The organism is Pseudomonas vranovensis DSM 16006, from assembly GCF_000425805.1.
Classification (GTDB): Bacteria; Pseudomonadota; Gammaproteobacteria; order Pseudomonadales; family Pseudomonadaceae; genus Aquipseudomonas; species Aquipseudomonas vranovensis.
Genome location: NZ_KE384456.1, coordinates 290,937 through 317,205, shown reverse-complemented (window position 1 = coordinate 317,205; position 26,269 = coordinate 290,937). Strand labels below are relative to the sequence as shown.

Genomic DNA, 26,269 nt, shown 5'->3' with positions numbered 1-26,269 from the left:
TTTTCAGAATTTCTCTTTCAACTTCAACCGCTTAACTCGCTGCGATCTCTCGTCAGCGGGAGGCGAATTCTACAGCGTTTCAATTCGCTGTCAACCACCTTTTTCACCGCTGCCGATCTTTCGACCGAAGCACTTCCAGCACCACCTGAAACCGCTAACTCTTTGAAACTCAAGGAGTTTTCGGTTCCGACTACGCCGGAAGTGGGGCGAATTATAGACAGATCCACAGGGGCGTCAAGGACTTATTTCAACTTTGTTTCAGAAGAAGCAATTTGGCTATAAGCAGCAAGCTTCAAACGGCAAGAAAAAGCAGGGGGCGCTACGCGCCCCCTGCTTCTTGCAGCTTATAGCTTGCCGCTACCGCCCTTACAGACTCGGGAAGGCGAACTGCGAGGCTTCATGGCTGGCGCGTTGCGGCCAGCGCTGGGTGATTGCCTTGCGACGGGTGTAGAAGCGCACACCATCCGGACCATAGGCATGCAGGTCGCCGAACAAAGAACGCTTCCAGCCACCAAAGCTGTGGTAGGCAACAGGTACCGGCAGCGGTACGTTGACACCAACCATGCCCACTTCGATCTCATCACAGAACAGACGCGCGGCTTCACCATCACGAGTGAAGATGCAGGTGCCGTTGCCGTATTCGTGATCGTTGATCAGCTGCATGGCCTCTTCCAGGCTGTTGACCCGAACAACACACAGTACCGGCCCGAAGATCTCTTCTTTATAGATGCGCATTTCCGGGGTCACGCGATCGAACAGGGTGCCACCGACAAAGTAGCCATCCTCGTTACCGGCGACACGGTAGCCACGGCCGTCCACCACCAGTTTCGCACCTGCGGCAACGCCGTCGTCGATGTAGCCGACCACTTTGTCACGCGCAGCTGCGGTAACCAGAGGACCCATGTCCAGGCCGCAGGAAGTACCGGCACCAATTTTCAGCGCCTTGATCTGAGGTTCGATCTTGGCAATCATCGCGTCGGCAACCTGGTCGCCCACACACACGGCAACCGAGATGGCCATGCAACGCTCGCCGCACGAACCATAGGCCGCGCCCATCAGTGCGCTTACTGCGTTGTCCAGGTCAGCGTCAGGCATCAATACCGCATGGTTCTTCGCGCCGCCCAGGGCCTGAACGCGCTTGCCGCGCTTGGTGCCTTCGGCATAGATGTATTCGGCAATCGGAGTCGAACCCACGAAGCTCAACGCTTTCACCTCTGGCGCCTCAATCAGCGCGTCCACGGCTTCCTTGTCACCGTGAACCACGTTCAGCACGCCCTTGGGCAGGCCGGCCTCGTGCAACAGCTGGGCAATCAGCAAGGTGGAGCTCGGGTCACGCTCCGACGGTTTGAGAATGAAGCAGTTACCGCAAGCGATGGCCAGTGGGTACATCCACAACGGCACCATGGCCGGGAAGTTGAACGGGGTGATACCGGCAACCACGCCCAGCGGCTGGAAGTCGGACCAGGCATCAATATTCGGGCCGACATTGCGGCTGTACTCGCCCTTGAGCACTTCTGGCGCAGCACAGGCGAATTCGACGTTCTCGATACCGCGCTTGAGCTCACCGGCAGCATCTTCGACGGTCTTGCCATGCTCTTCGCTGATCAGCTGGGAGATACGTGCTTCGTTCTGCTCCAGCAGTTGCTTGAAGCGGAACATCACCTGGGCGCGCTTGGCCGGTGGTGTATTGCGCCAGGCCGGGAATGCAGCCTTGGCCGAGTCGATGGCCTGTTGCACGGTTTGCTTGCTGGCCAGTGCGACCTTGTGGATGGCCTGCCCGGTCGACGGGTTGAAGACATCGGCAGTGCGTGCGTCGGCAGCGATCAACTCGCCGTTGATCAGGTGTTGAACAGTGCTCATGCAGAACTCCAGTAAGAGGTTGTACACGGACGCAAGAGCCCTCGCGTCCGCTGCTTATATATAGGTAGGAATCAAACGACCTGGTTGATGGCTTCGCCGACAGCGTCGAACAGGCGGTCAAGTTCCTGCGGCTGGCTGTTGAAGGTCGGGCCAAACTGCAGGGTGTCGCCACCAAAGCGCACGTAGAAGCCCTTTTGCCACAGCTTCATGGCGATCTCGTACGGACGCACGATGGCGTCGCCGTCACGGGCAGCAATCTGGATCGCACCGGCCAGGCCGTAGTTGCGAATGTCGATGATGTTCTTCGCGCCCTTGACTCCGTGCAGCACTTTCTCGAAGTGCGGCGACAGTTCCGCGGCGGCCTGCACCAGGTTTTCCTTCTCCAGCAGATCCAGCGCGGCGATACCCGCAGCACAGGCAACCGGGTGAGCCGAGTAGGTGTAGCCGTGCGGGAATTCCACGGCGTACTCAGGCGTCGGCTGGTTCATGAAGGTCTGGTAGATCTCGCTGCTGGCAATCACGGCCCCCATCGGGATGGCACCGTTGGTAACCTGCTTGGCGATGCACATCAGGTCAGGGGTCACACCGAACGCGTCGGCACCGAACATCGAGCCCATGCGGCCGAAGCCGGTGATCACTTCATCGAAAATCAGCAGGATGTTGTGCTGGTCGCAAATTTCGCGCAGACGCTTCAGATAACCCTTCGGCGGTGGCAGCACACCTGCCGAGCCTGCCAGCGGTTCAACGATCAATGCGGCGATGTTCGAGGCATCGTGCAGTTCGATTAACTTGAGCATTTCATCGGCCAGGGCAATACCCCCCTCCTCCGGCATGCCCTTGGTGAACGCATTGCTGGCCAGCAGGGTGTGCGGGATATGGTCGACGTCGAGCAGTTGGCCGAACATTTTGCGGTTGCCGTTGACGCCGCCCAGGCTGGTACCGGCGATGTTCACACCGTGATAGCCACGGGCACGACCGATCAGCTTGGTCTTGGTGGCCTGGCCTTTCAGGCGCCAGTAGGCACGAACCATCTTCACCGCGGTGTCGGCACACTCGGAACCGGAGTTGGTATAGAAGACGTGATTGAGGTTGCCCGGCGTCATGTCGGTGATCTTCTCGGCCAGCTGGAACGACAGCGGGTGACCGAACTGGAAGGCTGGCGAGTAATCGAGCACGCCGAGCTGACGCGACACCGCTTCCTGGATCTGCTTGCGGGTGTGGCCCGCGCCGCAGGTCCACAGGCCAGACAGTGCGTCATAAATCTTGCGACCTTTGTCATCGGTCAGGTAGCTGCCTTCGGCGGCGACGATCAGCCGTGGATCGCGCTGAAAATTGCGGTTGGCGGTGTAGGGCATCCAGTGGGCGTCCAGCTTGAGCTGGCTGGCCAGACCGACAGGAGCGTTTTCAGGCAGATTCATCGGACAAGTCCTCGCGTGGCAATTGAGCAGCAACCGTTGTTGTTGTGCTTAAGTTGTCACGGCGATAAAGTCTGGAAAACTCAACTTTTCTAATCTTCAGATAGGCGATCACTAAACTATGAGCCGTCGTCCCGATCCCCTGGCCCAAGTCAGCGATTTTGACATCCGCCTTTTGAAGATTTACCGCAGCGTGGTGGAGTGTGGCGGCTTCTCGGCGGCGGAAAACGTCCTGGGTATTGGCCGTTCAGCCATCAGCCAGCAAATGAGCGACCTGGAGCAACGCCTGGGCTTGCGCCTGTGCCAACGGGGGCGCGCCGGGTTCTCGCTCACCGAGGAAGGCCGCGAGGTGTATCACTCGGCCTTGCAACTGCTCAGTGCCATCGAGAGTTTTCGCACCGAGGTCAACGGCCTGCACCAGCATCTGCGGGGCGAGCTGAACATCGGTCTGACCGACAACCTGGTGACCCTCCCGCACATGCGCATCACCCACGCCCTGGCCCAGCTCAAGGACCGTGGCCCGGATGTGCGCATCCAGATCCGCATGATCGCCCCCAGCCAGGTCGAACAAGGCGTGCTCGACGGCAGCCTGCACGTTGGCGTGGTACCGCAGACCAGCCCACTGTCGGGGCTGGAGTACCAACCGTTGTACAGCGAACGCTCGCTGCTTTATTGCGCTGTCGGCCACCCCTTGTTCTATGCCGACGATCGCCAACTCGACGATGTACGCCTCAATACCCAGGACGCCATCGCCCCGACCTTCCGCTTGCCGGCCGATGTCCAGGCCCACTACCAGGCCTTGAACTGTACCGCGAGTGCCTCGGACCGCGAGGGCATGGCCTTTTTGATCCTGACCGGTCGCTACATCGGCTACCTGCCCGACCACTACGCCAGTTTCTGGGTACAACAGGGCCGGTTGCGCGCGCTAAAGCCCGCGCAGCGTTTCTACGACCTGAGTCTGTGCTGGGTTACGCGCAAGGGTCGCCGCCCGCATCTGGTGCTGGAGAGTTTTCTCGAAGCCCTGGCGGCTACTCGCTGAGCACTAATGCTGGTAGGTTAGCCAGTCACAAGTGATACCCATTGCCTTGTCTGGAACCGTCCATGTCCCTTGAAGTCCCTGCGCATCGCCTCAACGCCCCGGGCAAGCCCGCCGGCCGCATTCGTCAGAAGAACGAACAAGCCATCATCCAGGCCGCCGAAGACGAGTTCGCCCGGCACGGTTTCAAGGGCACCAGCATGAACACCATCGCCCTCAAGGCCGGGCTGCCCAAAGCCAACCTGCACTACTACTTCACCAACAAGCTTGGCTTGTACGTAGCGGTACTGAGCAACATCATCGAGTTGTGGGACAGCACCTTCAACGCCTTGAGCGTCGAGGACGACCCAGCCCTGGCCTTGAGCAGCTACATCCGCACCAAGATGGAGTTCTCCCGGCGCAACCCCCAGGCCTCGCGGATCTTCGCCATGGAGGTCATCAGCGGTGGCCAGTGCCTGAGCGATTACTTCAGCCAGGACTACCGCGACTGGTTCAAGGGCCGCGCCGCCGTATTCCAGGCCTGGATCGACGCCGGCAAGATGGACCCGGTCGAGCCGGTGCACCTGATTTTCCTGCTCTGGGGCAGCACTCAGCACTACGCCGACTTCGCCACCCAGATCTGCCAGGTCACCGGCCGTAGCCGCCTGACCAAGCAAGACATGGAAGATGCCAGCAACAATCTTATCCACATCATTCTCAAAGGCTGTGGCCTGAAACTTCCCGACTGAACCTGCGTTTATGCCTTTTACCCTGCTCGACACCTGCGAGTTTCGCGAAGAGATTCGCAAGAGCCGCTTCATCACCCTGGCGGCGCCAATCAACAGCCCCGCCGAGGCCATGGACTTCATCGACCGGCACAGCGACCTGGCTGCCACCCACAACTGCTGGGCCTGGAAGATCGGCGCGCAGTACCGCAGCAGTGACGACGGCGAGCCTGGCGGTACCGCCGGGCGACCCATTCTGGCGGCCATCGAGGCCCAGGATTGCGATCAGGTCGTGGTGTTGGTGATTCGCTGGTATGGCGGAACTCAATTGGGTACCGGTGGGCTTGCCCGCGCCTATGGCGGCGGCGCCAACAAATGCCTGCAGCAGGCGGAAAAACGCCTGCTGGTCAGCCGCACCGAGATCAGTTGCAGTTGCAGCTTCAGTGAACTGGCCCTGCTCAAGCTTCGGGTAGCCGAAGCCGATGGCCTGGTGTTGGCGGAAGACTTCACCGCCAATGGCGTCGATTTACGCCTGGCCCTGGGTGAAGAACAGATCGAGCCGCTGCAACGGCAGTTGGCCGATCTGAGCCGTGGGCGGATCCTGCTGGAGCGGCGCTGATCAATTGCCCACATTCACTGTGGGCCCGGCTGTGGATAAGCTCTGGGCATTCGCCTGCACGCCTTTGAATCCGTGGGTTCCAGGCAAACGATCATATTTTGATCAAGATTTGATGACAGCGCTCGAACTGCCCGAAAATCAGTCAGTTATCCCCATTCATAGCCCGCGAAAAGTAACCCTCCAGTGTTTATATCCACACCCAACGCTTGCTCACAATAACTGTGGAGCAAGTTGTGGATAAGCCGTGCACCCCTGTGCCAGCGCCCCATTCGGCCACGGCTTGGCTAGACTGGTTATTCTTTGATCAATGAGTCACCCACTGAAAGGAGTTCCCCCATGCCCTCGAACAAAACCGCCCTGATCATCGGCGCCTCACGCGGCCTCGGGCTTGGACTGGTGCAACGCCTGCGCGACGACGGGTGGGATGTCGTGGCCACGGTCCGCGATCCGGCAAAAGCACCCGCACTGGCGGCAGTGCCAGGGGTCGAGGTCAAGACACTGGAAATGAACAGCACCGAACAACTCGACACTCTGCAACAGCAACTCGCCGGCCAGACCTTCGACCTGCTGTTCGTCAACGCCGGGGTCAAGGGCCCGAATGATCAAAACCCTGAAAATGCACAGTTGGCCGATGTCGGCGACCTGTTCATGACCAACAGCGTGGCGCCGATTCGTGTTGCCCAGCGCTTTGCTTCGCAGGTGAATCCGGTGGGCGGCGTGATCGCCTTCATGAGTTCGGTACTGGGCAGCATCACTATCCCCGATGCCCCGGAAATGGCCCTGTACAAAGCCAGCAAGGCGGCGCTCAACTCAATGATCAACAGTTTTGTCGTGCAACTTGGCGAAACTGATCTCACGGTACTGGCCATGCACCCGGGCTGGGTGAAAACCGACATGGGCGGCGACGGCGCCGACATTGATGTGGCCACCAGCACCCGCGGCATGCTCGAACAGGTCAAGGCCCAAGCCGGGAAAGGTGGCCTGGCGTTCATCAACTACAAGGGCGAAACGCTGATCTGGTAAAGCCCTCACAGGCCCAGCACCGCCAGCATGATGAAAGTGGCGAACAGGACAAAATGCGTCATCCCCTCGATGGCATTGGTTTCGCCATCGTTGAGGTTGATGGCGCTGACGATCAGGGTGATGAAGATCATCACCGTTTGCACCGGCGTCATGGCCATCTGAAAGGGCTGGCCGGTGTACAACGCCATTGCCTCCATCAGCGGGACGGTCAATATCACCGTCGACAGCGACGCTCCCAGGGCGATATTGACCACCGACTGCATGCGGTTTGCCAGCGCCGCACGCAACGCAGTGAGAATCTCCGGTGCGGCAGAAATCGCCGCCACCACAATCGCCATCAATACCGGTGGCGCGCCACTGCCCTCCAGTCCGTACCCCAGTGGATGCGACATGGTTTCGGCCAGTACCCCGATAATCACCACCCCGGCCACCAGAATGAAGATCGAGCGGAACTTGCTCACCGGCACCAACAAGGGATTGCGGCGTTTTTTCTGCGGATAGCTGTAACTGAAAAAATAGCTGTGGGGGCCAACCTGCATACGCAGGAACAAGGCATACAGCAGCAACATCGCAGCAATGGTGAAGGCCGAATATAGCTTCCAGTCGGCGCGCGGGATGAACTCCGGCACCACCATCGACACGCCCATGGCCGTCATGATCATCACGCTGTAGGTGCGCGCCGAGTCATCGTTGTACGGCTGCTCGCCGTGCTTGAGGCCGCCCATCAAGGCAGCCAGCCCGAGAATACCGTTGATATCGAGCATGACCGCCGAATAGATGGTGTCACGCACCAGCGTGGGCGACGGCTGGTTGCTCATCATGATGGCCAGCACCAGCACCTCGACCATCACCGCCGACAGGGTCAGGATCATGGTGCCGTAGGGGTCGCCAACCTTTTCCGCCAGTTGCTCGGCATGCTGGGCCACCCGCATCGACGCACAGATGATCGCCGCCACCAGCACCATGCCCGACAACAGCGCCACCGCATGGCCATGGCCCAGCAGTTGCGCCTGCAGCGGCCAGGCCACAATCGCCAGCAGCAATGCGAGCAACAGGGGTTTTTCCTGGTTGATCAGGGCAAGCATCGGCAGGTTGCATCCATTGGCTAGAGGCTAGGAGACTGTAGTCACTGTAGAAGGTTTCGGCGCCGGTCCGGCTGGTCTGCTTTGTGCGCCAGTTCCCGGCAACCCTGTAGAATGGCGCCATCCGCACCTGATGAGAAACAGACTTTATGTACGACTGGCTGAACGCGCTGCCCAAGGCAGAATTGCACCTGCACCTGGAAGGATCGCTGGAGCCCGAACTGCTGTTCGCCCTGGCTGAACGCAACAAGATCGCCCTGCCCTGGAACGACGTCGAAGCCCTGCGCGCGGCGTATGCGTTCAACAATCTGCAGGAGTTTCTCGACCTGTATTATCAGGGTGCCGACGTGTTGCGCACCGAGCAGGACTTCTATGACCTGACATGGGCCTACCTGCAGCGCTGCAAGGCGCAGAACGTGATACATACCGAGCCGTTCTTCGACCCGCAGACCCACACCGACCGTGGCATCCCCTTCGAAGTCGTGCTCAACGGCATCAGCCGCGCCCTCAAGGACGGCCAGCAGCAACTGGGCATCAGCAGCGGCCTGATCCTGAGCTTCCTGCGCCACCTGAGCGAAGATGAAGCACACCAGACCCTCGACCAGGCCCTGCCGTTTCGCGACGCCTTCATCGCCGTCGGCCTGGACAGCTCGGAGATGGGACACCCGCCGAGCAAGTTCCAGCGCGTGTTCGACCGCGCCCGCAGCGAAGGCTTCCTGACCGTTGCCCACGCCGGTGAAGAAGGCCCGCCCGAGTACATCTGGGAAGCCATCGACCTGCTCAAGATTCAGCGCATCGATCATGGCGTCCGCGCCATCGAAGATGAGCGTCTGATGCAGCGCATCATCGACGAGCAAATTCCATTGACCGTGTGCCCGTTGTCCAACACCAAGCTGTGCGTGTTCGACCACATGAGCCAGCACAACATCCTCGACATGCTCGAGCGCGGCGTGAAGGTGACGGTGAACTCCGATGACCCGGCTTACTTCGGTGGCTACGTCACCGAGAACTTCCATGCCTTGCATACCCATCTGGGCATGACCCAGGACCAGGCCCGACGCCTGGCCCAGAACAGCCTGGATGCGCGCTTGGTCAAACCGTAGACCCCAATTCAGGAGCGGGCCTGCCCCGCGATGCAATAGTCGCATCGCGGGGCAAGCCCGCTCCTGCGGGTTTCAGCCGGCGGTTTTGAGCGCCCTCGGTTCGGCGATCCGGTTGATCTGGTGCAAGCCGATCGCAGTAATGTGCAGCATGCGCGAAGTTTCGCTCTCGCGAATCCAGCTCGATTGCATGAACAGCTTCAACAAGCTGCTGCCCAGCGCACCGCCCAGGTGCGGACGGTGATCGTTCCACTCGCTGCAACAACGGCAACTGCTGAAGCTTCGGCGTTGATGCTGGGCCAGCGCCTCGATGTAGATGCCGTAGCGGGCAAACTGGGCCCGCCCCTCCAGTGTCACCTCGATCTGCTGTTCCAGCCCCTCCAGCCACCCGGCCTCGAACAACCGCAGGTAAAGGTCCGCGGCCAGCTCTCCCCCAAGATGATCGCCGCACAATCGTGCCCTGCGCATGGACAGCGGTATGCCGGTCACGCCCTGCTCCAGGCTGGCCTCCCGTGAAGTCACCTGAACACTGGCCAGGGCCTCCACAGCAGCGCCGACTTCCGGACCGGCCAGCCTGAAGTAACGCTTTCGCCCCCGAGGTTCGAGCTTTAGTAGACCGCTGGCTGACAGTCGGGCCAGGTGAGCGCACGCCGAAGAGGGGGTCAGTCCGGCCAGGTTCGCCAGCTCGTCGGACGGCCGCGCCATGCCGTCGATCAAGGCCCAGAGCATTGCGCTGCGTTTGGGGTCGGCGAGCAGGCTGGCGATCTGGCTGATGCTTGTTACAGGTTTCATATCTCAACTCCCTGAGAGATCACGACAGATGTCGATTGAATAACCATGCCAGCAGCACTTACTGCGAGGTGCCCAATGCCAGCAGGAAGTTGAAGTTACAGACGCCGGCTGCGCGTGCAGCAATCGAACGGTTGGCCAAACAAGCAGCCCGTATTGCAGCTCAGACAGTATTCGAGTGAGTAGCGTTACTTACCGACCTTTGGCATGGAAGTGTCTCTCGCTGGAAATGACTGCTGCAGCGATTATAAGCCGCTTTACGTGTGCGATTATCGAGCCCGCCGACGCCGGGGACGTCAAACAAAGCCTGTTATTGCAAACCTCGGACACCCTGATCTTCGAGGCCACAAAATGTTTAATCTGAAAAAACTGTCTCGAGCCGCGCCGGCTATATCTATTCTTCGCGCACCCAATAATTGGTATCAAAAAATAAGCGATAAAACCTACAACGAACTTAACTACAAGCCACACACTAAATAGCAAGTTCCGCACCCTCAATCACACTGCCCGCGCACGTTGTTCAAGCAGGGCCTGGCAACGCACCCGAAGCATGTTGCGCAGCAGCTGGACCGGCTTACCCAACTGAGCGCGATGCGTACACATCAGGTTGAAGGGCGCGGGCTCACCCGGCAAATGCCCCAGCAACAGTTTCAACCGTCCCTCCTGGATATCCATCGCCACATCCAGCCATGACTTGTAGGCGATGCCCTGGCCGGCCAGGGCCCAGCGGCGAACCACGTCTGCATCGTCGCAGAAGCGATCGCCGCGAACGGTCAGGCCTACTTCGCTTGAGCCCTGACCAAAACACCAGTGGTCATGCACCCGAGAACCCAGTTGGTACAGCAGGCAATTGTGCTGCGCCAGGTGCGCCACTTCCCTTGGCTCGCCATGACGCGCCAGGTAGGCGGGCGAAGCGCAAAGAACCCGGCGATTGTCGGAACATATCGGCAGCGCCACCAGGCTGGAGTCTTCCGGTGCGCCATAGCGCACGGCAACATCGGCGGCCTGGCGAAACAGGTCGGCATTGCGATCCCCCAACAGCAGGCGGACCGACAGTTGCGGGTGCTCACGCTGCAACTCGTCGAGCCAGGGCAGCAATACATTGCGACCGAAATCCGACGGTGCAGACAACTGCAGCACCCCGCTCACTTGGTCCTGGCCCTGGGCAAGCAGGCGCTGCCCCTCCTCCAGGCTTGCCAGGGCGGCACGGGCGTGCCCAAGAAAGCCTTCGCCATCGGCCGTCAGGCGCAGGTTGCGGGTGGACCGCGCCAATAACCGGGCGCCCAATTGCGCCTCCAGGCGCTTGAGCGCTGCACTGGCCACTGCCGGAGACAGGTCGAGCAAACGTGCCGCCGCCGACAAACTGCCCAGCTCCGCTGCACGGACAAACAACAGCACGTCATCAAGTCGCACCGCGGCCCCCATTAACAAAAAAATATTGAAAGTATCTGTGGTTTTATCGGCTTTTAACCAAGAGTGAAAGCACCAATCATGGCGTCCATCCATTCTCCCTGAGGACGACCGTCATGAAAGCTATTGCCTACTATCACTCCCTGCCCATCACCGACCCGGCCTCCCTGCAAGACATCGAGCTGCCTGCCCCCGAGCCGGGTGCGCGGGACCTGCTGGTAGAGGTCCGTGCCATTTCGGTAAACCCGGTGGATACCAAGGTGCGCCAGAACTCCCAGCCGGAGGCGGGCGCAGCCAAGGTGCTGGGCTGGGATGTCGCCGGTATCGTCAAGGCAGTGGGCAGTGACGTCAGCCTGTTCCAGCCAGGCGACAAGGTGTACTACGCCGGCTCGATCGCCCGTGCCGGGGGCAACAGCGAACTGCACGTCGTCGATGAGCGCATCGTCGGCCACATGCCCAAGTCCCTGAGCTTTGCCGAGGCCGCTGCCCTGCCACTGACGGCTATCACGGCCTGGGAGTTGCTGTTCGAACGGCTGCAGGTTGTGCAAGGCCAAGACAACCTGGGCCAACGCCTGTTGATCGTCGGCGCCGCCGGCGGTGTGGGTTCTATCCTCACTCAGTTGGCCAGCCAACTGACAGGCCTGATGGTGATTGGTACCGCCTCACGCGAGCAGACCCAGGCGTGGGTGCGCCAGTTGGGCGCCGACCATGTGGTCGACCACAGCCAACCGCTGGCCCAGGCGCTCAGGGCGCAAGGCATCGATCAGGTCACCCATGTGGCCAGCCTGACCCAGACCGACCAGCACCTCGCGCAACTGGTCGAGGCGCTAGCCCCGCAGGGCAAGTTGGCCCTCATCGACGACCCCAAACAGCTGGACGTCGGCCTGCTCAAACGCAAGAGCCTGTCACTGCACTGGGAGTTCATGTACACCCGCTCGCTGTTTGAAACCGCCGACATGATCGAGCAGCACAAGCTGCTCAATCGAGTCGCCGAACTGATCGACGCCGGGACCCTCAAGACCACCCTGGGTGAGCACTTCGGCACCATCAACGCGACCAACCTGCGCCGTGCTCACGCCCTGCTGGAAAGCGGTGCAGCCAAGGGCAAGATTGTCCTTGAAGGGTTCTGAAATAAAACGCCCACTCCAATTTCGGGGTGGGCGTGACCGTCAGTCCGACAACTGACGCAGGTCATTTCCCTGCTGGCAGGCAGCGCTACAATTCTTCAGCCAACGCCAATCGCAGGTATGCAGCGATGATCATTCAAGTCAGTGCATCAGGCCAGAAACCAGGCTGCCCGTGGCAGGTTCGACTGGACCAACATGTGGTGAGTTTCCGTAGCGAGGCCGAAGCCCGCGCCTTCGTCAACACCTTGCAAACCCGTCTGCAGGCGCCGCACCCACTCAAACGGGCCGGCTGAGCTGCAAGCGACGCGTGCCCATGGCCACCGCCGCCGCTCCCAGGCCACACAGGCTGATGACCAGGGCCATCGGCACGGCGCTGCCATCGTGCAGCACCCCCACCAGAGCCGCCGCACCGGCGGCAATACTGAATTGTATACAGCCCAGCAGTGCCGAGGCGCTGCCTGCGCGGGCGCCCTGACCACTCATGGCGCAGGCCGAGGCATTGGGGATGATGCAGCCCAGGCTCGCCACACAAATGAACAGCGGAATCAACAACGGCCAGAGCACCGCCGGATGCAGTGCCGTCACCGCCAGTAGCGCCAGCCCCGCCCCCAGATAGACCCAAACCGTACGTGCCAGAAGGAACGCCGGCCCGCGCTTGGCCAGCAACCGCGCATTGACCTGCGCCACCAGGATGAACCCCGCCGCGTTGCTGCCGAACAGCCAACCGTAATGTTCGGCGGGCACGCCGTACAGCTTGATGAAGACAAACGGCGAGCCGGCGATATAGGCAAACATGCCGGCAATGGCAATGCCGCCGGTCAACGCATGGCCGACGAAAATCCGGTCTTTGAGCAAGCGCCCGTACTGGCGCAGCGCGCCGGACAGTGGCTGGCGCGGCTGGTTGGCCGGCAGGCTTTCCGGCAGGCCCATGGCGACCGCCAGGGTACACAGCGCACTGAACACGGTCAGCGCCAGGAAGATCGACTGCCAGCCATACAGGTTGACCATTACCCCACCGAGCATCGGCGCCAGGATCGGCGCCAGGCCCATCACCAGCATCAACTGCGAGAACACCTTGGCCGAGGCCACCGCATCGCATTTGTCACTGACAATCGCCCGCGACAACACCATACCGGCGCAGCCGCCCAGGGCCTGGACGAAGCGTGCCACGATCAGCGCATCGAGATTGGGGGCAAAGGCACAGGCCACCGAAGCCAGGGTAAACAGGGTAACCCCCACCAGCAGCGGAATCCTGCGGCCAAAACGGTCGGCTACCGGACCGTAGGCCAGTTGCCCGATGGACAAGCCCAGGAAATAGGCGGCCAGGGTGGTCTGGATGTGTTTTTCATCGGTACCAAAGGCCAACGCCATGGCCGGAAAACCTGGCAGGTAGAAGTCGATTGCCAGGGGCCCGAACGCACTGAGGGCGCCCAGAATCAGGATGGTTCGCAGGTTCATCGGAAATCCATAGCAGGCTAAGCAAGTCTGCTAGTCTAACCGCCCTGCGAGGGTTGCGCTGCGAAGAGTTGGCCCGCGCACGAAACTTCATTCATGGCGCGGGCCACCGGGTCAGGCCGCTTCGGCCTGATAGCCCTCTTCGCGAATCAGCTCAAGAATCTGCGGGGCTTGCAGCGAGCTCTGTACCTTCACCTGCTTCTGGGCCAGGTCGACCTCCACAATCGCGTCTTGATCCTGAGCCTGTACCGCACGGGTAACGGCCTTGACGCAATGGCCGCAGGTCATTCCTTGAACGTTGAACACTTGCATGGTGCTTGCCTCCTGTGGGTTTGAGCGCAGTTTCAAGCTTGCCATCGGGACAAGGTCAAGACTTTCGCCACGCTGCCGGGCTGGAAATCATTCACCGTGTCGGCCAAGCTGCGAGCCTGATGATTGACGATGCAGGAGTTTCATTTCATGCGCAGGGCAGCTTTCGGCCTTTTTGGCTTGTTGGGTATTGTCGGCCTGCTTCCCCAGGCCCACGCCGCAGGGCCGAGCGACTACAGCATTCTGATCATCTCGCGTGAGCGCCTTGAAGTGGCGACTTCGTGCGAGATCGGCGTGTACATCAATGATCAACTGGCAGGCCGGCTGTTCCAGGAGCAATCCACCTCGTTCAACTTGCCGCCGGGCGAACTCGATGTGCGCCTGCGCTACCTGCCCGGACAAGTGCCGGGCTGCCAGCCAGGTATCGAGAACCAGCGCAGCACTCGTTTGCAGCTTGCGGCTGGCCAGATCAATAAATACCGCATTGCAGTCGATCAGAATGGCCTCACGTTGATCAGGGCCGGCCTGGGCTATTGACCTTACCCGCATGGCAAGGTTGATGCTAATGGCCTGTCCAAGGAGGAGTGCCCATGTCTGCATCTACCACGTTCGATCTGCCAATTGCCGGCATGACCTGCGCCAGCTGTGCTGGCCGCGTCGAGCGCGCCCTGCGCAAGGTCAGCGGTGCCGAACAGGTCAGCGTCAACCTGGCCACCGAACAAGCCCGCATCCAGGCCCCGGCCGATAGCCTGCCGGCCCTCGTCGAGGCGGTTGAACAGGCCGGCTACAGTGTTCCCAGCCAGTCGCTGGAACTTCAGATCGGCGGCATGACTTGCGCCTCATGCGCAGGCCGTGTCGAGCGTGCCCTGGGCAAAGTGCCGGGGGTGCAGACCGTCAGCGTCAACCTCGCCAACGAGCGCGCCCATGTGCAAGTGCTCGGTGCTGTCGACAGCAGCGTGCTGATCGACGCCGTCACCCATGCCGGTTACTCGGCCACCCTGCCGCAAAGCGCCAAGGTCAACAAGGACGATGCCGAACGCCGCCTGCGCAAGGAGCGCTGGTCGGTGGCGCTGGCCGTATTGCTGGCCTTGCCATTGGTACTGCCGATGGTGCTGCAGCCATTCGGTATCCACTGGATGTTGCCGGCCTGGGCCCAGTTCGTGCTCGCCACACCGGTGCAGTTCATCCTCGGTGCACGCTTTTATGTGGCTGCCTGGAAAGCCGTGCGCGCCGGTGCCGGCAACATGGACCTGCTGGTAGCCATCGGCACGAGCGCCGGGTATGGCCTGAGCCTCTATGAATGGGCCCAGGCGGCGCCCGGCGTTACGCCGCACCTGTACTTTGAAGCGTCTGCCGTCGTGATCGCCCTGGTGCTGCTGGGCAAATACCTGGAAAGCCGCGCCAAGCGCCAGACCGCCAGCGCAATCCGCGCCCTCGAGGCCCTGCGCCCTGAACGCGCGCTGCTGCTGGTCGATGGCCAGGAGCGTGACGTGGCCATCAGCGAACTGCGCCTGCATGACCTGGTGGTGGTCAAGCCCGGTGAGCGCCTCCCCGTCGACGGTGAAGTGATAGAAGGCCAGAGCCATGCCGACGAAGCGCTGATCAGCGGTGAAAGCCTGCCGGTGCCAAAGCAACCGGGCGACAAGGTCACCGGCGGCGCCATCAACGGTGAAGGCCGCCTGCTGGTACGTACCCTGGCACTGGGGACTGAAACAGTACTCGCGCGCATCATCCGCCTGGTCGAAGACGCCCAGGCCGCCAAAGCGCCGATCCAGAAGCTGGTGGACCGGGTCAGCCAGGTGTTCGTCCCGGCGGTGCTGGTGATAGCGCTGATTACCCTGGTGGGTTGGTGGCTGGCCGGTGCGCCGATCGAAACTGCCCTGATCAACGCGATCGCCGTGCTGGTCATCGCGTGTCCTTGCGCACTGGGCCTGGCCACACCGACGGCAATCATGGCAGGTACCGGTGTCGCCGCCCGCCACGGCATCCTGATCAAAGACGCCGAGGCCCTGGAACGCGCCCACGCCGTCAACCGCGTGGTATTCGACAAGACCGGCACCCTCACTTCCGGCAGCCCGCGCATTGTCCATAGCAAAGCGGCGGTCGGTGAACAGGCCCAACTGTTGCAGTTGGCCGGCGCCTTGCAGCGCGGCAGCGAACACCCGCTGGCCAAGGCGGTGCTGGATGCCTGTGAAGAACAAGGCCTGGCCGTGGCCGACATCAGCAACAGCCAGTCGCTTACCGGTCGCGGCATCGCCGGCACCCTGGACGGTCGCGACCTGGCGCTGGGCAACCGTCGGATGCTCGACGAGAGCGGCCTGCAACCGGGCGGGCTGGCAGCCGATGCCAATGCCTGGGAAGCCGAAGGCCGGACCTTGTCCTGGCTGATCGAGCGCAGCCCGCAACCGCGTGTACTGGGCCTGTTCGCTTTTGGCGACAGCCTCAAGCCAGGTGCCGGCCAGGCCGTGCGTCAACTGGCCGACCGGGGCATCAGCAGCCACCTGCTGACCGGTGACAACCGCGGCAGCGCCAAGGTAGTGGCCCTGGCCCTGGGTATTACCGACGTGCATGCCGAGGTGCTGCCCGGCGACAAGTCGGCGAAAGTCGCCGAGCTCAAGCAATCGGGAGTGGTAGCGATGGTCGGCGACGGTATCAACGATGCCCCAGCCCTGGCCGCCGCCGATATCGGCATCGCCATGGGCGGAGGTACCGACGTGGCCATGCAGGCTGCCGGTATCACCCTGATGCGCGGAGATCCACGCCTGGTACCGGCCGCACTTGAGATCAGTCGCAAGACCTATGCGAAGATCCGCCAGAACCTGTTCTGGGCGTTCATCTACAACCTGATCGGCATTCCCCTGGCCGCCTTCGGACTGCTCAGCCCGGTACTGGCTGGTGCGGCGATGGCCCTGTCGAGTGTCAGTGTGGTCAGTAACGCCCTGATGCTCAAAACCTGGAAACCCGAAACCCCGCCACAGGACGACACCCCATGAATATCGGACAAGCCGCTCGCCGTTCCGGCTTGAGCGCCAAGATGATCCGCTACTACGAGTCCATCGGCCTGCTAAAGCCGCCCCTGCGCAGCGACAGCGGCTATCGCCTGTACTCGGAAGACGACCTGCACAGCCTGGCATTCATCAAGCGCTCGCGTGATCTGGGCTTTTCTCTGGAGGAAGTCGCCAGGCTGCTGACCCTGTGGCAAGACCGTCAGCGTGCCAGTGCCGACGTCAAGGCCCTGGCCAGCCAGCACATTGATGACTTGAACCGGCGAATTGAAGAATTGGTGAGTCTGCGCGATACCTTGAGCGAGCTGGTCGCCCACTGCCAGGGCGACGACCGCCCTGACTGCCCGATCCTCAAGGACCTGGCAGCCGGCAGCAGTTGCTGTCACTGAAGCATTACTGCAGCCAGGGCGGCGCGGGCTCCTCTTCCTTGCTGGGGCCCCGTTCGGCGTCGTCCCTGGCAGCACGCCGGCGGGCCTCATCCAGACGGGCGGCATCAATCTCGCGCATGACCCCGTCGACATCGGCGGTGTGCTCATCGTCCTGGTACTGGCCGCTGAGCTCGGTCTCTGGCAGCAGCTCGCCAGCCTGGTACAGGGCCCACATTTCCCGGGCATAGCGGGTCTGCTTGAGTTCCGGGGCAAAGCGGCCGAAATAGGCCGCCATGTTGCCGACATCTCGCTCCAGCATGCTGAAGGCGTGGTTGTTGCCCGCCGCATCCACTGCCTGTGGCAGGTCGATGATCACCGGACCGTCGGGGCCTAGCAGCACGTTGAATTCCGACAGGTCGCCATGCACCAGGCCGGTGCAGAGCATCAGCACGATCTGGCGGATCACAAAGGCGTGGTATTCGCGCGCCTGCTCTGGCTCCAGGTGGACATCGTTGAGCCGTGGCGCGGCATCGCCGTACTCGTCGGCCACCAGTTCCATCAGCAGCACACCGTCAAGGAAGTCGTAGGGCCGCGGCACTCGTACACCGGCGTTGGCCAGGCGGAACAGGGCGGCAACCTCGGCGTTCTGCCAGGCGTCTTCGGCTTCCTTTTTCCCGTACTTGGAACCCTTGGCCATGGCCCGGGCCTGGCGGCTGTTGCGCACCTTGCGCCCTTCCTGGTACTCGGCGGCCTGGCGGAAGCTGCGTTTGTTGGCCTCTTTGTAGACCTTGGCACAACGCAGTTCCTGACCGCAGCGCACCACGTACACGGCGGCCTCCTTGCCACTCATCAGTGGTCGCAGTACTTCGTCGACCAGTCCATCTTCAACCAGTGGTTCAATGCGTTTTGGAGTCTTCATCGGCTTTTGTCGGGGGTCCTGTTCTGCCAGACACATGGATTTTTGTAGGTCACCGGTGCTGCACCGGATTGTCGCTGTATCAAGACCGCTCTGCGTTGTAACGACAAACCGTCCGACTTGCCATTGTTTTTGTATCTCTCGGAGCACAATCGTTCACAAAAATCATCAGAATACGTTGCCACTCACAGGCGCAGGCCCCCCGGGGTCATGCCGAACAGGCTCTTGAAGGCGGCGATATAGGCCGATGTCGAGTCATAGCCACAGCCCAGCGCGGCGTCGGTAACGCTTTGTCCCGCTTCGAGGGCAGTGAGCGACGATAACAGGCGCATGCGCTGGCGCCAGCCACGAAAGCTCAGGCCGGTTTCTCGCTGGAACAGGCGCATCAGGGTCTTTTCCGAGGTATTCAGCTGCTGCGCCCACTGGCCAAGGGTTTGCCCCTCCTCGGGATGCGCGAGCAATTCGTTGCACAGCCCCAGCAAGCGCGGGTTTTGCGGCAGGGGCAAGGAAAAGCCCACTTGCGGCAACGCCTGCAACTGATCAAGCAATACGCCGACCAGCCGCGCCTCGGGGCTGTCGTCTTCGGGATAGTCCACCGGCAACAGGCAAAACTGCTTGATCAGCTCGCGAGCAAGTGGGGTGACTTCCAGTACCCGGCACTGCTCCGGCGCCCAACGGCAAGCGTCGCGGTGAACATACAGGCTGCGCATCTCGGCCCGCATCGAGGTTTCCACCTCATGCTCGGCGCCCGCCGGTATCCACACCCCCCATTGTGGTGGGGCGAAATAGCTGCCTTCGGCAGTGCGTACCCCAAGCACCCCGCTGATCGCATAGGAAAACTGCACCCAATCATGCTGGTGGCGGGTGGTCCAGGAACCGGCGCTCAAGCTTTCGGCCCGTGCGTACACAGGCCTGGGTAGTTGCGTCAGGGCGGGGATCGGACGAGGGCCCTGTCTTTGTCCGTTTGTCGGCATCGGTTGGCCTTATATCGCAAGACGGCATTATTCCGGGCAGGGTAGCCTCATGCCTCATTGGTTGCAAAATGATTCAAAGGCCCGCCCATGCAAGCGCTCAAGCACCTCAAACGCGTGGTTACCGACTGGTTCCTATGCGGCATGTTCCTCGCCACTTTCCTGGCCTGGCTGTTCCCAAGTTTCGGCAGCAGCGGCGGCGCGATGCATGCCGAGTACGTCATCAATACCGGCGTATTCCTGGTGTTCTTCCTGCACGGTATCAACCTCTCCAGCGAACAGGTTCGCCATGGTCTACGGAACGGGCGCCTGCACCTGATGGTGCAGGGTTTCACCTTCGTGATCTTTCCGTTGATCTGGTGGCTGGCCGACCGCGTACTCGGCAGCCAGGTCCCAGCGCTGTTGATGCTGGGCTTTTTCTACCTGTGTGCCCTGCCCTCGACCATCTCATCCTCGGTGGCCCTTACCGGCAGCGCAGGCGGCAATGTGCCGGCGGCGATTCTCAATGCCAGCCTGTCCAGCGTCCTCGGCATTTTCATCACCCCCTGGCTGGTCAGCCTGGTAGTGGGCAGCGGCAGCGGCGGCATCGACCTGGCCGCCACCCTGCTCGACCTCTGCGCCCTGCTGCTGTTGCCGCTACTGCTAGGCCAGCTGCTGCGCCCGTGGCTGGGCCGCTTCTTCGCTCGGCACAAGCGCTACACCAATATCATGGACAAGCTGGTGATCCTGCTACTGGTGTATGCCGCGTTCTGCAACTCGATGGTGTCGGGCATGTGGCAGCAGCAAGGCAACGGGGTGCTGGTCACGGCGTTCGTGGGCAGCGCCATGCTGCTGGCCTTGATCCTGTGGATGACCACCCGCACCGCGCGAGCCCTGCGCTTGAGCCCGGCCGACGAAGTGGCCGCGGTGTTCTGTGCCAGCAAGAAGTCCCTGGCCGCCGGTGCGCCGATGGCTGCGCTGATCTTCGGTGCCCACCCGGGCCTGGGCCTGATCCTGCTGCCGATCATGATCTACCACCCGCTGCAACTGATCGTCTGCTCGATCATGGCCGAGCACTATGCCAATCGCCCGGCCACGGTCGAAGCGCCAGCGCTGGTCAGCGCTCGATGATCGCCGTAACGCCCTGACCACCGGCGGCGCAGATAGAAATCAGACCACGGCCCTTGCCTGCAGTGGCCAGCAGCTTGGCCATATTGGCCAGGATGCGCCCGCCGGTGGCAGCGAACGGATGCCCGGCTGCCAGTGAGCTGCCCTTGACGTTGAGTTTGCTGCGATCAATGGCCCCCAGTGGCTCGCTCAGGCCCAGCTTGCGCTGGCAGTAGTCGGGGTCTTCCCAAGCCTTGAGGGTACACAGCACCTGGGCAGCGAAGGCTTCGTGGATCTCGTAGTAGTCGAAATCCTGCAGGCTCAAGCCATTGCGCGCCAGCAACCTGGGGACCGCGTAGGCCGGCGCCATCAACAGCCCCTCCTGACCTTTGACGAAATCCACCGCCGCAGTTTCGCCATCGACCAGATACGCCAGCACCTCAAGATTGTGCTCACGAGCCCAGTCTTCGCTGCCCAGCAACACCACCGAGGCACCATCGGTCAGCGGCGTGGAGTTGCCCGCCGTCAGGGTGCCTTTTTCGCTGCGCTCAAACGCTGGCTTGAGGCTGACGAGTTTCTCCAGGGACAGGTCGGCGCGCAGGTTGTTGTCGCGGGTCAGGCCCTGGAACGGGGTGAGCAGGTCATCATGCCAGCCTTCGGCATAGGCGGCCGTCAGGTGCTGGTGACTGAGCAGCGCCAGTGCGTCCTGCTCGTTGCGGGGAATCTGCCAGGTCTGCGCCATCAGCTCGCAATGCTGCCCCATCGACAGCCCAGTGCGCGGTTCGCCGTTGCGTGGCAGTTCGGGCTTGAGGTGACCCGGGCGCAGCTTGAGAAAGGCCTTGAGCTTGTCGGCCGTGGTCTTGCCGCGATTGGCCTGGAGCAGAATGCGACGCAAGCCCTCGTTGACGGCGATGGGCGCATCTGAAGTGGTGTCGACACCACCGGCAATCCCGCTGTGGATCTGCCCCAGGGCGATCTTGTTGGCCACCTGTATCGCCGTCTCAAGCCCCGTGCCGCAAGCCTGTTGCAGGTCGTAGGCGGGCGTTTGCGCCGACAGACGCGAGCCGAGCACGCATTCACGGGTGAGGTTCATGTCCCGGGAGTGCTTGAGCACAGCCCCGGCCGCCACCTCGCCCAGTTGCAGGCCGTGCAGGCCATAGCGTTCGATCAGCCCTTCGAGGGCTGCGGTAAGCATCGCCTGGTCACTGGCAGTGGCGTAGGCGCCGTTGGAACGGGCGAAGGGAATCCGATTGCCGCCAATGATCGCGACCCGGCGCAATGAACGCATGCGTAATGTCCTCTTTATCAGCAAACAGTCCGCTACAGCGTAGGTGTTTTTTGCGCGGTCGAACGACCAACGGCCAATCATGGTCCACACTTTGAAGCTTATTTCAGGGAGACGCGCACATGAGCGACCGCTATATCGACTTCGCCAACTCCGACCTCGGCCGGCGCCTGGTGGGGGCCGTGGGCCTGCCCAGCCCAGCGCGCCTGGAACGCTGGGAGGCCGGTCGCCTGCGGCCTGTGGACGGCGCCCTGCTGCTCGGAGGCGGGCCTTTGGCGAACAGGGTCGAGGCATTCGCGCAGCGCCTGACCGACGACGTCTACAGCTTCGCCAGTCCCGAGCTGGGCGCGACCGAATGGGTTGCCGGGCTTGGCCCCAAACTCAAGGCCGTGGTGTTCGATGCCAGCGAACTGGAAGACACCGACCAGCTCAAGCAATTACGCGAGTTCTTCCAGCCGCTCCTGCGCAGCCTGGCACCCAGCGCCCATGTGGTGATTCTTGGACGGCCACCGGAACAGCTCGATGACCCGCTGGCCCAGGTGACCCAACGCGCCCTCGAAGGTTTCAGCCGCTCCCTGGCCAAAGAACTGCGAGCGGGCGCCACCCTGCAGTTGCTGTACATCAGCGACACCGGCGAAGACCAGCTCGAAGGCGCCCTGCGGTTTTTCCTGTCGCCCAAGAGCGCCTTTATCTCCGGGCAAGTGCTGCGCCTTGGCGCGTGCGCCAGCAGCGTCCAGGACTGGACCCGCCCCTTGGCCGGACGCAAGGCCCTGGTCACGGGCGCCGCCCGTGGCATTGGTGCGGCTATTGCCGAAACCCTGACCCGCGACGGTGCCGAGGTGGTGTTGCTCGATGTACCCCAGGCCAAGGCCGACCTCGAAGCCCTGGCCGCGCGCCTGGGCGGTCGCAGCCTGGCCCTGGACATCTGCGCCGCCGATGCCCCGGCGCAACTGATCGAAGGGCTGCCCGATGGCATCGACATCGTGGTCCATAACGCCGGCATCACCCGCGACAAGACTCTGGCGAACATGACCCCGGAATACTGGGATTCGGTCCTGGCGGTCAACCTCAAGGCCCCCCAGCTCCTGACCCAGGCCCTGTTCGACAGCGGCGCCCTGCACGACAACGCGCGCATCGTGTTGCTGGCCTCGATCAGCGGCATCGCCGGCAACCGCGGGCAGTCCAACTATGCCGCCAGCAAGGCCGGGCTGATTGGCCTGGCTCAGGCCTGGGCACCGAAGCTGGCCGAACGCGGCGGCAGCGTCAACGCCGTGGCCCCCGGTTTCATCGAGACGCGCATGACCGCCGCCATTCCCTTTGCCCTGCGCGAAGCCGGGCGGCGCATGAGCTCCCTGGGCCAGGGTGGCTTGCCCCAGGATGTCGCCGAAGCCGTGGCATGGCTGGCACAACCCGGTACCGGTGCAGTCAATGGCCAGGTGCTGCGGGTATGTGGCCAGGCCGTGATGGGGGCTTGAACATGACACGACAGTGGCACGATCTGAGTAGCACCGCTGCGTTGTCCGGCCTGTACCTGCGCGCGGCACGCAAACGCAAGATCACCGGCGATACGCTGCCCGAACAGGGCTTGCGCAGTTACCTTGAGGTCAACCCCAAGCAACTCGAGGACTACCGCAAGCTCTGTCACTTCAGTGACGATGGGCGCCTGCCGCCCACCTTCCCCCATGTGATGGCGTTCGCCCTGCAGTTGCAACTGCTGACCGACAAGGATTTCCCCTTCCCCTTGCTTGGCCTCGTCCACCTGCACAACAGCATCCGTGTGGTGCGGCCGCTGGGCGGTATCAGCCATTTGCGCTTCAGCGTACATGTGCAGAACCTGCAGCCCCATGAAAAGGGGGGCTCTTTCGATCTGGTCACCGAAGCCTCGGACGGCCTGGGGCTGATCTGGGCCGAGACCAGCCGCATGCTGTGCCGCGGGCTGAAACTGACGGGCGAGCCCGAAGCGGATGTCGAACCTGCCACTCCTTCCTTGAGCGAACTGACCCGCTGGTACGCCGACAGCGATATCGGCCGGCACTACGCCAAGGTGTGCGGCGACTACAACCCCATCCACCTCAGCGCCACCAGCGCAAAACTGTTCGGCTTCCCTACAGCTATCGCCCATGGCATGTGGAGCAAAGCCATGACCCTGGCCGCATTGCGCGGGCACTTGCCGGTCAGCGGCTACGAGATTGCCGTGGACTTCCTCAAACCCGTGCGCCTGCCCAGTGAAGTCATCCTCAACGCAAGCCCGACTGCAGCCGAAGGACAGCTGCAACTGGACGGCCACGGTGACCTGCAGCACATGCGCGGAACCTGGCGGCGGCTGGACTGACAAGGCCCTCTTGCGTTGCGACGGCGCCCGCCTGAAGCTATGCGACTTGAGGAGAGTCTTGATGAACCTGCACGAACTGACCCAACGCATGCACCGCATCCGTGACAACAACGATTGGCGTGGCTTCCACAGTCCAAAGAACCTGGCCATGGCCGCCAGTGTGGAAATGGCCGAGCTGGTCGAGATCTTCCAGTGGCTGAGCGAAGACCAATCGCGCACGCTTGCCCCCGAGCAACTGGAGCACGCCGGCCAGGAAGTCGGTGACGTGGTGCTGTACCTGTTGCTGCTGTGCAGTGAGTTGGGCCTGGACATGGAGCAGGTGGTACGCAGCAAGCTGGCCGACAATGAACGGCGGTTTGCCCGATGAACGACCGTCACTTCGATGCCCTGGCCACCCGCTTCGCAGAAAAGATCTACGGCGGCGCCAAGGGTGCCATCCGCCTCGCGGTCCTGCAGGCGGACCTCGCCGAAGCCCTTCCCGACCGTCCCCTGCGGGTCCTGGATATCGGCGCCGGCCTGGGCCACATGGCCCTGTGGCTGGCCGAACGCGGGCATCAGGTGACGCTGGCCGAACCTGCCGAGCCCATGCTCGCCGGTGCCCGCGAGCGCTTCGCCCAGGCCGGTCAGCCAGCGATCTTCATCCAGGCGCCCTGGCAGGAACTGCTCGGGCAGCTGACCGAGCCCTACGACCTGGTGCTGTGCCACGCCGTGCTGGAATGGCTGGCCGAACCTGAAACCATCCTGCCTGTGCTGCACCAGCTGACCCGCAGCGATGGCCTGCTGTCACTGGCCTTCTACAATCGCGACGCACTGGTTTACCGCAACCTGCTCAAGGGCCATTTCCGCAAATTGCGGCGCAACGACATGGCCGGCGAAAAGCAGAGCCTGACCCCGCAAAAACCACTTGATCCGCGCACGCTCAGGGCGCAACTTGAAGATCTGTGGCAGGTCGAAACAGAGAGCGGCGTGCGCGTTTTCCACGACTACATGCCCAGTGAGTTCCAGGCCAGGGCCGAGCTGCTCGACCTGCTGGAAATGGAGCTGGCCCATCGGCGTCATCCAGCCTTTGCCGGCCTTGGGCGCTACCTGCACTGGATCTGCCGACCCCGCTGACACCTGCCTGGAGGGTGACATGCCGTACCGTTTGACCCTGGGCCTGCTGTGCCTGAGCCTGGCGGCGTGCCAAAGCCCGAACCCGTATGTCGCCAGCTCCCTCCCGCTGCCACCGGCGCCGCCCCAGGCGGCGACTACGTTCGACGCCAGCGCCTACCCGGCACCGCCTCGCGACTATGGACGCTACCGCAGCTGGACCTGGCGCGACGGTCAGTTGCCGTCGGGTGTCGCCCTGACCGAACCTGCACAGCTGGCCGATGCAGTCAGCAACGCCCTGGACCAGCGCGGCCTGCGACCGGCGCGCAATGGCCAGGGCGATCTGCTGGTCACTGCCAACCTCAGCCTGGAGCGTCGCTTGCGCCAGGTGCGCGAAGACTACTACCCCTACGGCGCTTACCCCTATGGCGGCTATCCCTATGGAGGCTATGGCGCCTATGGCGGCGTGGGCGGTTACCGCAACGGCTACGGGGCGTACGCCAGCGTGCCGCTGATACGCACCTATGAAGTCGAGGTGATGGTGGTACAGGTCGACCTGTATGACGCCCGCGACGGCCAACCGGTGTGGAGCGCCAGCGCCGAGACCAGTAGCCAGGGCTCCCAGGGCGAGCGCGAAGATGCCCTGCGCGAATCCGTTAAAAAAGCCCTCAACGGCTATCCTCCCAGCTAAAGGCAATTGGAGATCCATCATGTTGCGCCGTCTCGCTGTACTCTCAATGGTGGTGTTGCTGGGCGCCTGCTCAAGCAACAACGCGACCCAGGACTTCGATGCCAGCCGCGACTTTGCCGGCTACCGCAGCTGGGTGTGGCAGGAGCCGGCGCTGCAATACCGCCCGGATGATCCGCGGATCAAGAGCGACCTGACTGAACAGCGCATTCGCCAGGCCGTGGCCGGGCAGCTCGATCAACGCGGCCTGCGCCCGGCTCAGGGCAACACCCCGGCTGACTTGAAAGTGCAGACCTACCTGATCGTCGAAAACCGCCAGCAGCAGATCACCACCAACTATGGTGGTGCCTGGGGCGGTTACTGGGGCAACTACTGGGGCGGGCCGATGTACAACGAAACCCGCAGTGTCGACTACAAGGTGGCAACCATCCAGGTCGACCTGTTCGACAGCCGCGACGGCAAGCTGGTATGGCGCGGCAGTGCCGAACAAATCATGAACAACTACCCGCCAAGCCCGGAAGAGCGCAACACGGCGATCCGCAACACCGTGGCCAAAGTGCTGGCCAACTACCCGCCACACTGATCCCTGCCATGGCCGGT

General features: G+C 62.4%; 28 protein-coding genes. 18 read left to right on the top strand and 10 right to left on the bottom strand.

Features of this window, described 5'->3' with window-relative positions:
• On the top strand, positions 1 to 282 hold a 282-nt coding region (locus H621_RS28865), incomplete at its 5' end, for a hypothetical protein (protein ID WP_209420967.1).
• Positions 283 to 366: 84 nt separating this feature from the next.
• Here the strand turns inward: H621_RS28865 and H621_RS0123945 are convergent.
• A complete protein-coding gene (locus tag H621_RS0123945; protein ID WP_028945808.1) occupies positions 367 to 1,860 on the bottom strand; it encodes a CoA-acylating methylmalonate-semialdehyde dehydrogenase in 1,494 nt (497 codons plus the stop codon).
• A 71-nt stretch (positions 1,861 to 1,931) separates the two neighbouring features.
• On the bottom strand, positions 1,932 to 3,278 hold the full coding sequence (gene aptA, locus H621_RS0123940; RefSeq protein ID WP_028945807.1) for an omega-aminotransferase AptA: 1,347 nt from the start codon (positions 3,276 to 3,278) through the stop codon (positions 1,932 to 1,934).
• A gap of 118 nt (positions 3,279 to 3,396) precedes the next feature.
• Here aptA and H621_RS0123935 point away from each other — a divergent pair, with 118 nt between their 5' ends.
• The 4 genes from H621_RS0123935 (at position 3,397) to H621_RS0123920 (ending at position 6,657) form a co-directional block, all read left to right on the top strand.
• Complete coding sequence (locus H621_RS0123935; RefSeq protein WP_028945806.1) at positions 3,397 to 4,314, top strand: LysR family transcriptional regulator; 918 nt, start codon at positions 3,397 to 3,399, stop codon at positions 4,312 to 4,314.
• A gap of 62 nt (positions 4,315 to 4,376) precedes the next feature.
• Entirely contained in the window at positions 4,377 to 5,039 is a 663-nt protein-coding gene (locus H621_RS0123930; RefSeq protein ID WP_028945805.1) for a TetR/AcrR family transcriptional regulator, read from the top strand.
• Between the two features lie 10 nt (positions 5,040 to 5,049).
• A complete protein-coding gene (locus H621_RS0123925; RefSeq protein ID WP_028945804.1) occupies positions 5,050 to 5,634 on the top strand; it encodes an IMPACT family protein in 585 nt (194 codons plus the stop codon).
• A gap of 336 nt (positions 5,635 to 5,970) precedes the next feature.
• Positions 5,971 to 6,657 (top strand): SDR family oxidoreductase, encoded by a 687-nt coding sequence (locus tag H621_RS0123920; RefSeq protein WP_028945803.1) that lies wholly within the window; start codon positions 5,971 to 5,973, stop codon positions 6,655 to 6,657.
• Between the two features lie 5 nt (positions 6,658 to 6,662).
• Here H621_RS0123920 and H621_RS0123915 read toward each other — a convergent pair whose 3' ends face one another.
• On the bottom strand, positions 6,663 to 7,742 hold the full coding sequence (locus H621_RS0123915) for a calcium:cation antiporter (protein WP_028945802.1): 1,080 nt from the start codon (positions 7,740 to 7,742) through the stop codon (positions 6,663 to 6,665).
• A 146-nt stretch (positions 7,743 to 7,888) separates the two neighbouring features.
• Between H621_RS0123915 and H621_RS0123910 the strand changes: the two genes are divergently transcribed.
• Entirely contained in the window at positions 7,889 to 8,842 is a 954-nt protein-coding gene (locus H621_RS0123910; protein WP_028945801.1) for an adenosine deaminase, read from the top strand.
• A gap of 72 nt (positions 8,843 to 8,914) precedes the next feature.
• Here H621_RS0123910 and H621_RS0123905 read toward each other — a convergent pair whose 3' ends face one another.
• On the bottom strand, positions 8,915 to 9,631 hold the full coding sequence (locus tag H621_RS0123905; protein WP_028945800.1) for an ArsR/SmtB family transcription factor: 717 nt from the start codon (positions 9,629 to 9,631) through the stop codon (positions 8,915 to 8,917).
• A 495-nt stretch (positions 9,632 to 10,126) separates the two neighbouring features.
• The gene (locus H621_RS0123895; RefSeq protein ID WP_028945799.1) at positions 10,127 to 11,041 is read right to left on the bottom strand and encodes a LysR family transcriptional regulator; all 915 of its coding nucleotides are present in this window, start codon (positions 11,039 to 11,041) and stop codon (positions 10,127 to 10,129) included.
• Between the two features lie 113 nt (positions 11,042 to 11,154).
• Here H621_RS0123895 and H621_RS0123890 point away from each other — a divergent pair, with 113 nt between their 5' ends.
• Positions 11,155 to 12,168, top strand: coding sequence for a zinc-binding alcohol dehydrogenase family protein (locus H621_RS0123890; RefSeq protein WP_028945798.1), 1,014 nt, complete (start codon positions 11,155 to 11,157; stop codon positions 12,166 to 12,168).
• Between the two features lie 125 nt (positions 12,169 to 12,293).
• The gene (locus tag H621_RS28800) at positions 12,294 to 12,458 is read left to right on the top strand and encodes a hypothetical protein (protein WP_167332139.1); all 165 of its coding nucleotides are present in this window, start codon (positions 12,294 to 12,296) and stop codon (positions 12,456 to 12,458) included.
• On the opposite strand, the gene H621_RS0123880 is transcribed toward H621_RS28800, so the two are convergent.
• Both H621_RS0123880 and H621_RS0123875 read right to left on the bottom strand, forming a co-directional pair.
• On the bottom strand, positions 12,442 to 13,623 hold the full coding sequence (locus H621_RS0123880; RefSeq protein ID WP_028945797.1) for a multidrug effflux MFS transporter: 1,182 nt from the start codon (positions 13,621 to 13,623) through the stop codon (positions 12,442 to 12,444). The genes H621_RS28800 and H621_RS0123880 overlap by 17 nt on opposite strands.
• A 111-nt stretch (positions 13,624 to 13,734) precedes the next feature.
• Entirely contained in the window at positions 13,735 to 13,932 is a 198-nt protein-coding gene (locus tag H621_RS0123875; protein WP_028945796.1) for a heavy-metal-associated domain-containing protein, read from the bottom strand.
• A 147-nt stretch (positions 13,933 to 14,079) separates the two neighbouring features.
• On the opposite strand from H621_RS0123875, the gene H621_RS0123870 reads away from it, so the two are divergent.
• Genes H621_RS0123870 through cueR form a run of 3 tightly spaced genes read left to right on the top strand, consistent with a single transcriptional unit; the run spans position 14,080 to position 17,323 of the window.
• Positions 14,080 to 14,466, top strand: a complete 387-nt coding sequence (locus H621_RS0123870; RefSeq protein ID WP_028945795.1) for a hypothetical protein — start codon at positions 14,080 to 14,082, stop codon at positions 14,464 to 14,466.
• Positions 14,467 to 14,519: 53 nt separating this feature from the next.
• The gene (locus H621_RS0123865) at positions 14,520 to 16,922 is read left to right on the top strand and encodes a heavy metal translocating P-type ATPase (RefSeq protein WP_028945794.1); all 2,403 of its coding nucleotides are present in this window, start codon (positions 14,520 to 14,522) and stop codon (positions 16,920 to 16,922) included.
• Positions 16,919 to 17,323, top strand: coding sequence for a Cu(I)-responsive transcriptional regulator (gene cueR / locus H621_RS0123860; protein ID WP_028945793.1), 405 nt, complete (start codon positions 16,919 to 16,921; stop codon positions 17,321 to 17,323). The genes H621_RS0123865 and cueR overlap by 4 nt, the downstream gene beginning before the upstream one ends.
• 4 nt (positions 17,324 to 17,327) lie before the next feature.
• Here the strand turns inward: cueR and H621_RS0123855 are convergent, their stop codons facing one another.
• Positions 17,328 to 18,221, bottom strand: a complete 894-nt coding sequence (locus tag H621_RS0123855) for a PA4780 family RIO1-like protein kinase (protein ID WP_028945792.1) — start codon at positions 18,219 to 18,221, stop codon at positions 17,328 to 17,330.
• Between the two features lie 182 nt (positions 18,222 to 18,403).
• Positions 18,404 to 19,192: an AraC family transcriptional regulator gene (locus tag H621_RS0123850; protein WP_028945791.1), complete on the bottom strand. Its 789-nt coding sequence runs from the start codon at positions 19,190 to 19,192 to the stop codon at positions 18,404 to 18,406.
• Between the two features lie 87 nt (positions 19,193 to 19,279).
• On the opposite strand from H621_RS0123850, the gene H621_RS0123845 reads away from it, so the two are divergent.
• Entirely contained in the window at positions 19,280 to 20,299 is a 1,020-nt protein-coding gene (locus tag H621_RS0123845; RefSeq protein WP_028945790.1) for a bile acid:sodium symporter family protein, read from the top strand.
• Here the strand turns inward: H621_RS0123845 and H621_RS0123840 are convergent.
• A complete protein-coding gene (locus tag H621_RS0123840; protein ID WP_028945789.1) occupies positions 20,286 to 21,563 on the bottom strand; it encodes an acetyl-CoA C-acetyltransferase in 1,278 nt (425 codons plus the stop codon). The genes H621_RS0123845 and H621_RS0123840 overlap by 14 nt on opposite strands.
• Before the next feature lie 119 nt (positions 21,564 to 21,682).
• Between H621_RS0123840 and H621_RS0123835 the strand changes: the two genes are divergently transcribed.
• The 6 genes from H621_RS0123835 (at position 21,683) to H621_RS0123810 (ending at position 26,252) form a co-directional block, all read left to right on the top strand.
• On the top strand, positions 21,683 to 23,035 hold the full coding sequence (locus tag H621_RS0123835; protein WP_028945788.1) for a 3-oxoacyl-ACP reductase: 1,353 nt from the start codon (positions 21,683 to 21,685) through the stop codon (positions 23,033 to 23,035).
• A gap of 2 nt (positions 23,036 to 23,037) precedes the next feature.
• The gene (locus H621_RS0123830) at positions 23,038 to 23,892 is read left to right on the top strand and encodes a MaoC family dehydratase (RefSeq protein WP_028945787.1); all 855 of its coding nucleotides are present in this window, start codon (positions 23,038 to 23,040) and stop codon (positions 23,890 to 23,892) included.
• A 61-nt stretch (positions 23,893 to 23,953) separates the two neighbouring features.
• Positions 23,954 to 24,259, top strand: coding sequence for a MazG-like family protein (locus H621_RS0123825; protein ID WP_028945786.1), 306 nt, complete (start codon positions 23,954 to 23,956; stop codon positions 24,257 to 24,259).
• On the top strand, positions 24,256 to 25,005 hold the full coding sequence (locus tag H621_RS0123820; RefSeq protein WP_028945785.1) for a methyltransferase domain-containing protein: 750 nt from the start codon (positions 24,256 to 24,258) through the stop codon (positions 25,003 to 25,005). Before H621_RS0123825 ends, H621_RS0123820 begins: the two co-directional genes overlap by 4 nt.
• A gap of 19 nt (positions 25,006 to 25,024) precedes the next feature.
• A complete protein-coding gene (locus tag H621_RS0123815) occupies positions 25,025 to 25,672 on the top strand; it encodes a DUF4136 domain-containing protein (RefSeq protein ID WP_028945784.1) in 648 nt (215 codons plus the stop codon).
• A gap of 19 nt (positions 25,673 to 25,691) precedes the next feature.
• Positions 25,692 to 26,252, top strand: a complete 561-nt coding sequence (locus H621_RS0123810; protein WP_028945783.1) for a DUF4136 domain-containing protein — start codon at positions 25,692 to 25,694, stop codon at positions 26,250 to 26,252.
• Positions 26,253 to 26,269: the final 17 nt, after the last annotated feature.

Excerpts from the sequence above, each read along its gene's own strand:
- H621_RS0123945 (WP_028945808.1), bottom strand. The coding sequence starts at position 1,860 with ATGAGCACTGTTCAACACCTGATCAACGGCGAGTTGATCGCTGCCGAC.
- aptA (WP_028945807.1), bottom strand. The coding sequence starts at position 3,278 with ATGAATCTGCCTGAAAACGCTCCTGTCGGTCTGGCCAGCCAGCTCAAG.
- H621_RS0123935 (WP_028945806.1), top strand. The coding sequence starts at position 3,397 with ATGAGCCGTCGTCCCGATCCCCTGGCCCAAGTCAGCGATTTTGACATC.
- H621_RS0123930 (WP_028945805.1), top strand. The coding sequence starts at position 4,377 with ATGTCCCTTGAAGTCCCTGCGCATCGCCTCAACGCCCCGGGCAAGCCC.
- H621_RS0123925 (WP_028945804.1), top strand. The coding sequence starts at position 5,050 with ATGCCTTTTACCCTGCTCGACACCTGCGAGTTTCGCGAAGAGATTCGC.
- H621_RS0123920 (WP_028945803.1), top strand. The coding sequence starts at position 5,971 with ATGCCCTCGAACAAAACCGCCCTGATCATCGGCGCCTCACGCGGCCTC.
- H621_RS0123915 (WP_028945802.1), bottom strand. The coding sequence starts at position 7,742 with ATGCTTGCCCTGATCAACCAGGAAAAACCCCTGTTGCTCGCATTGCTG.
- H621_RS0123910 (WP_028945801.1), top strand. The coding sequence starts at position 7,889 with ATGTACGACTGGCTGAACGCGCTGCCCAAGGCAGAATTGCACCTGCAC.
- H621_RS0123905 (WP_028945800.1), bottom strand. The coding sequence starts at position 9,631 with ATGAAACCTGTAACAAGCATCAGCCAGATCGCCAGCCTGCTCGCCGAC.
- H621_RS0123890 (WP_028945798.1), top strand. The coding sequence starts at position 11,155 with ATGAAAGCTATTGCCTACTATCACTCCCTGCCCATCACCGACCCGGCC.
- H621_RS28800 (WP_167332139.1), top strand. The coding sequence starts at position 12,294 with ATGATCATTCAAGTCAGTGCATCAGGCCAGAAACCAGGCTGCCCGTGG.
- H621_RS0123880 (WP_028945797.1), bottom strand. The coding sequence starts at position 13,623 with ATGAACCTGCGAACCATCCTGATTCTGGGCGCCCTCAGTGCGTTCGGG.
- H621_RS0123875 (WP_028945796.1), bottom strand. The coding sequence starts at position 13,932 with ATGCAAGTGTTCAACGTTCAAGGAATGACCTGCGGCCATTGCGTCAAG.
- H621_RS0123870 (WP_028945795.1), top strand. The coding sequence starts at position 14,080 with ATGCGCAGGGCAGCTTTCGGCCTTTTTGGCTTGTTGGGTATTGTCGGC.
- H621_RS0123865 (WP_028945794.1), top strand. The coding sequence starts at position 14,520 with ATGTCTGCATCTACCACGTTCGATCTGCCAATTGCCGGCATGACCTGC.
- cueR (WP_028945793.1), top strand. The coding sequence starts at position 16,919 with ATGAATATCGGACAAGCCGCTCGCCGTTCCGGCTTGAGCGCCAAGATG.
- H621_RS0123855 (WP_028945792.1), bottom strand. The coding sequence starts at position 18,221 with ATGAAGACTCCAAAACGCATTGAACCACTGGTTGAAGATGGACTGGTC.
- H621_RS0123850 (WP_028945791.1), bottom strand. The coding sequence starts at position 19,192 with ATGCCGACAAACGGACAAAGACAGGGCCCTCGTCCGATCCCCGCCCTG.
- H621_RS0123845 (WP_028945790.1), top strand. The coding sequence starts at position 19,280 with ATGCAAGCGCTCAAGCACCTCAAACGCGTGGTTACCGACTGGTTCCTA.
- H621_RS0123840 (WP_028945789.1), bottom strand. The coding sequence starts at position 21,563 with ATGCGTTCATTGCGCCGGGTCGCGATCATTGGCGGCAATCGGATTCCC.
- H621_RS0123835 (WP_028945788.1), top strand. The coding sequence starts at position 21,683 with ATGAGCGACCGCTATATCGACTTCGCCAACTCCGACCTCGGCCGGCGC.
- H621_RS0123830 (WP_028945787.1), top strand. The coding sequence starts at position 23,038 with ATGACACGACAGTGGCACGATCTGAGTAGCACCGCTGCGTTGTCCGGC.
- H621_RS0123825 (WP_028945786.1), top strand. The coding sequence starts at position 23,954 with ATGAACCTGCACGAACTGACCCAACGCATGCACCGCATCCGTGACAAC.
- H621_RS0123820 (WP_028945785.1), top strand. The coding sequence starts at position 24,256 with ATGAACGACCGTCACTTCGATGCCCTGGCCACCCGCTTCGCAGAAAAG.
- H621_RS0123815 (WP_028945784.1), top strand. The coding sequence starts at position 25,025 with ATGCCGTACCGTTTGACCCTGGGCCTGCTGTGCCTGAGCCTGGCGGCG.
- H621_RS0123810 (WP_028945783.1), top strand. The coding sequence starts at position 25,692 with ATGTTGCGCCGTCTCGCTGTACTCTCAATGGTGGTGTTGCTGGGCGCC.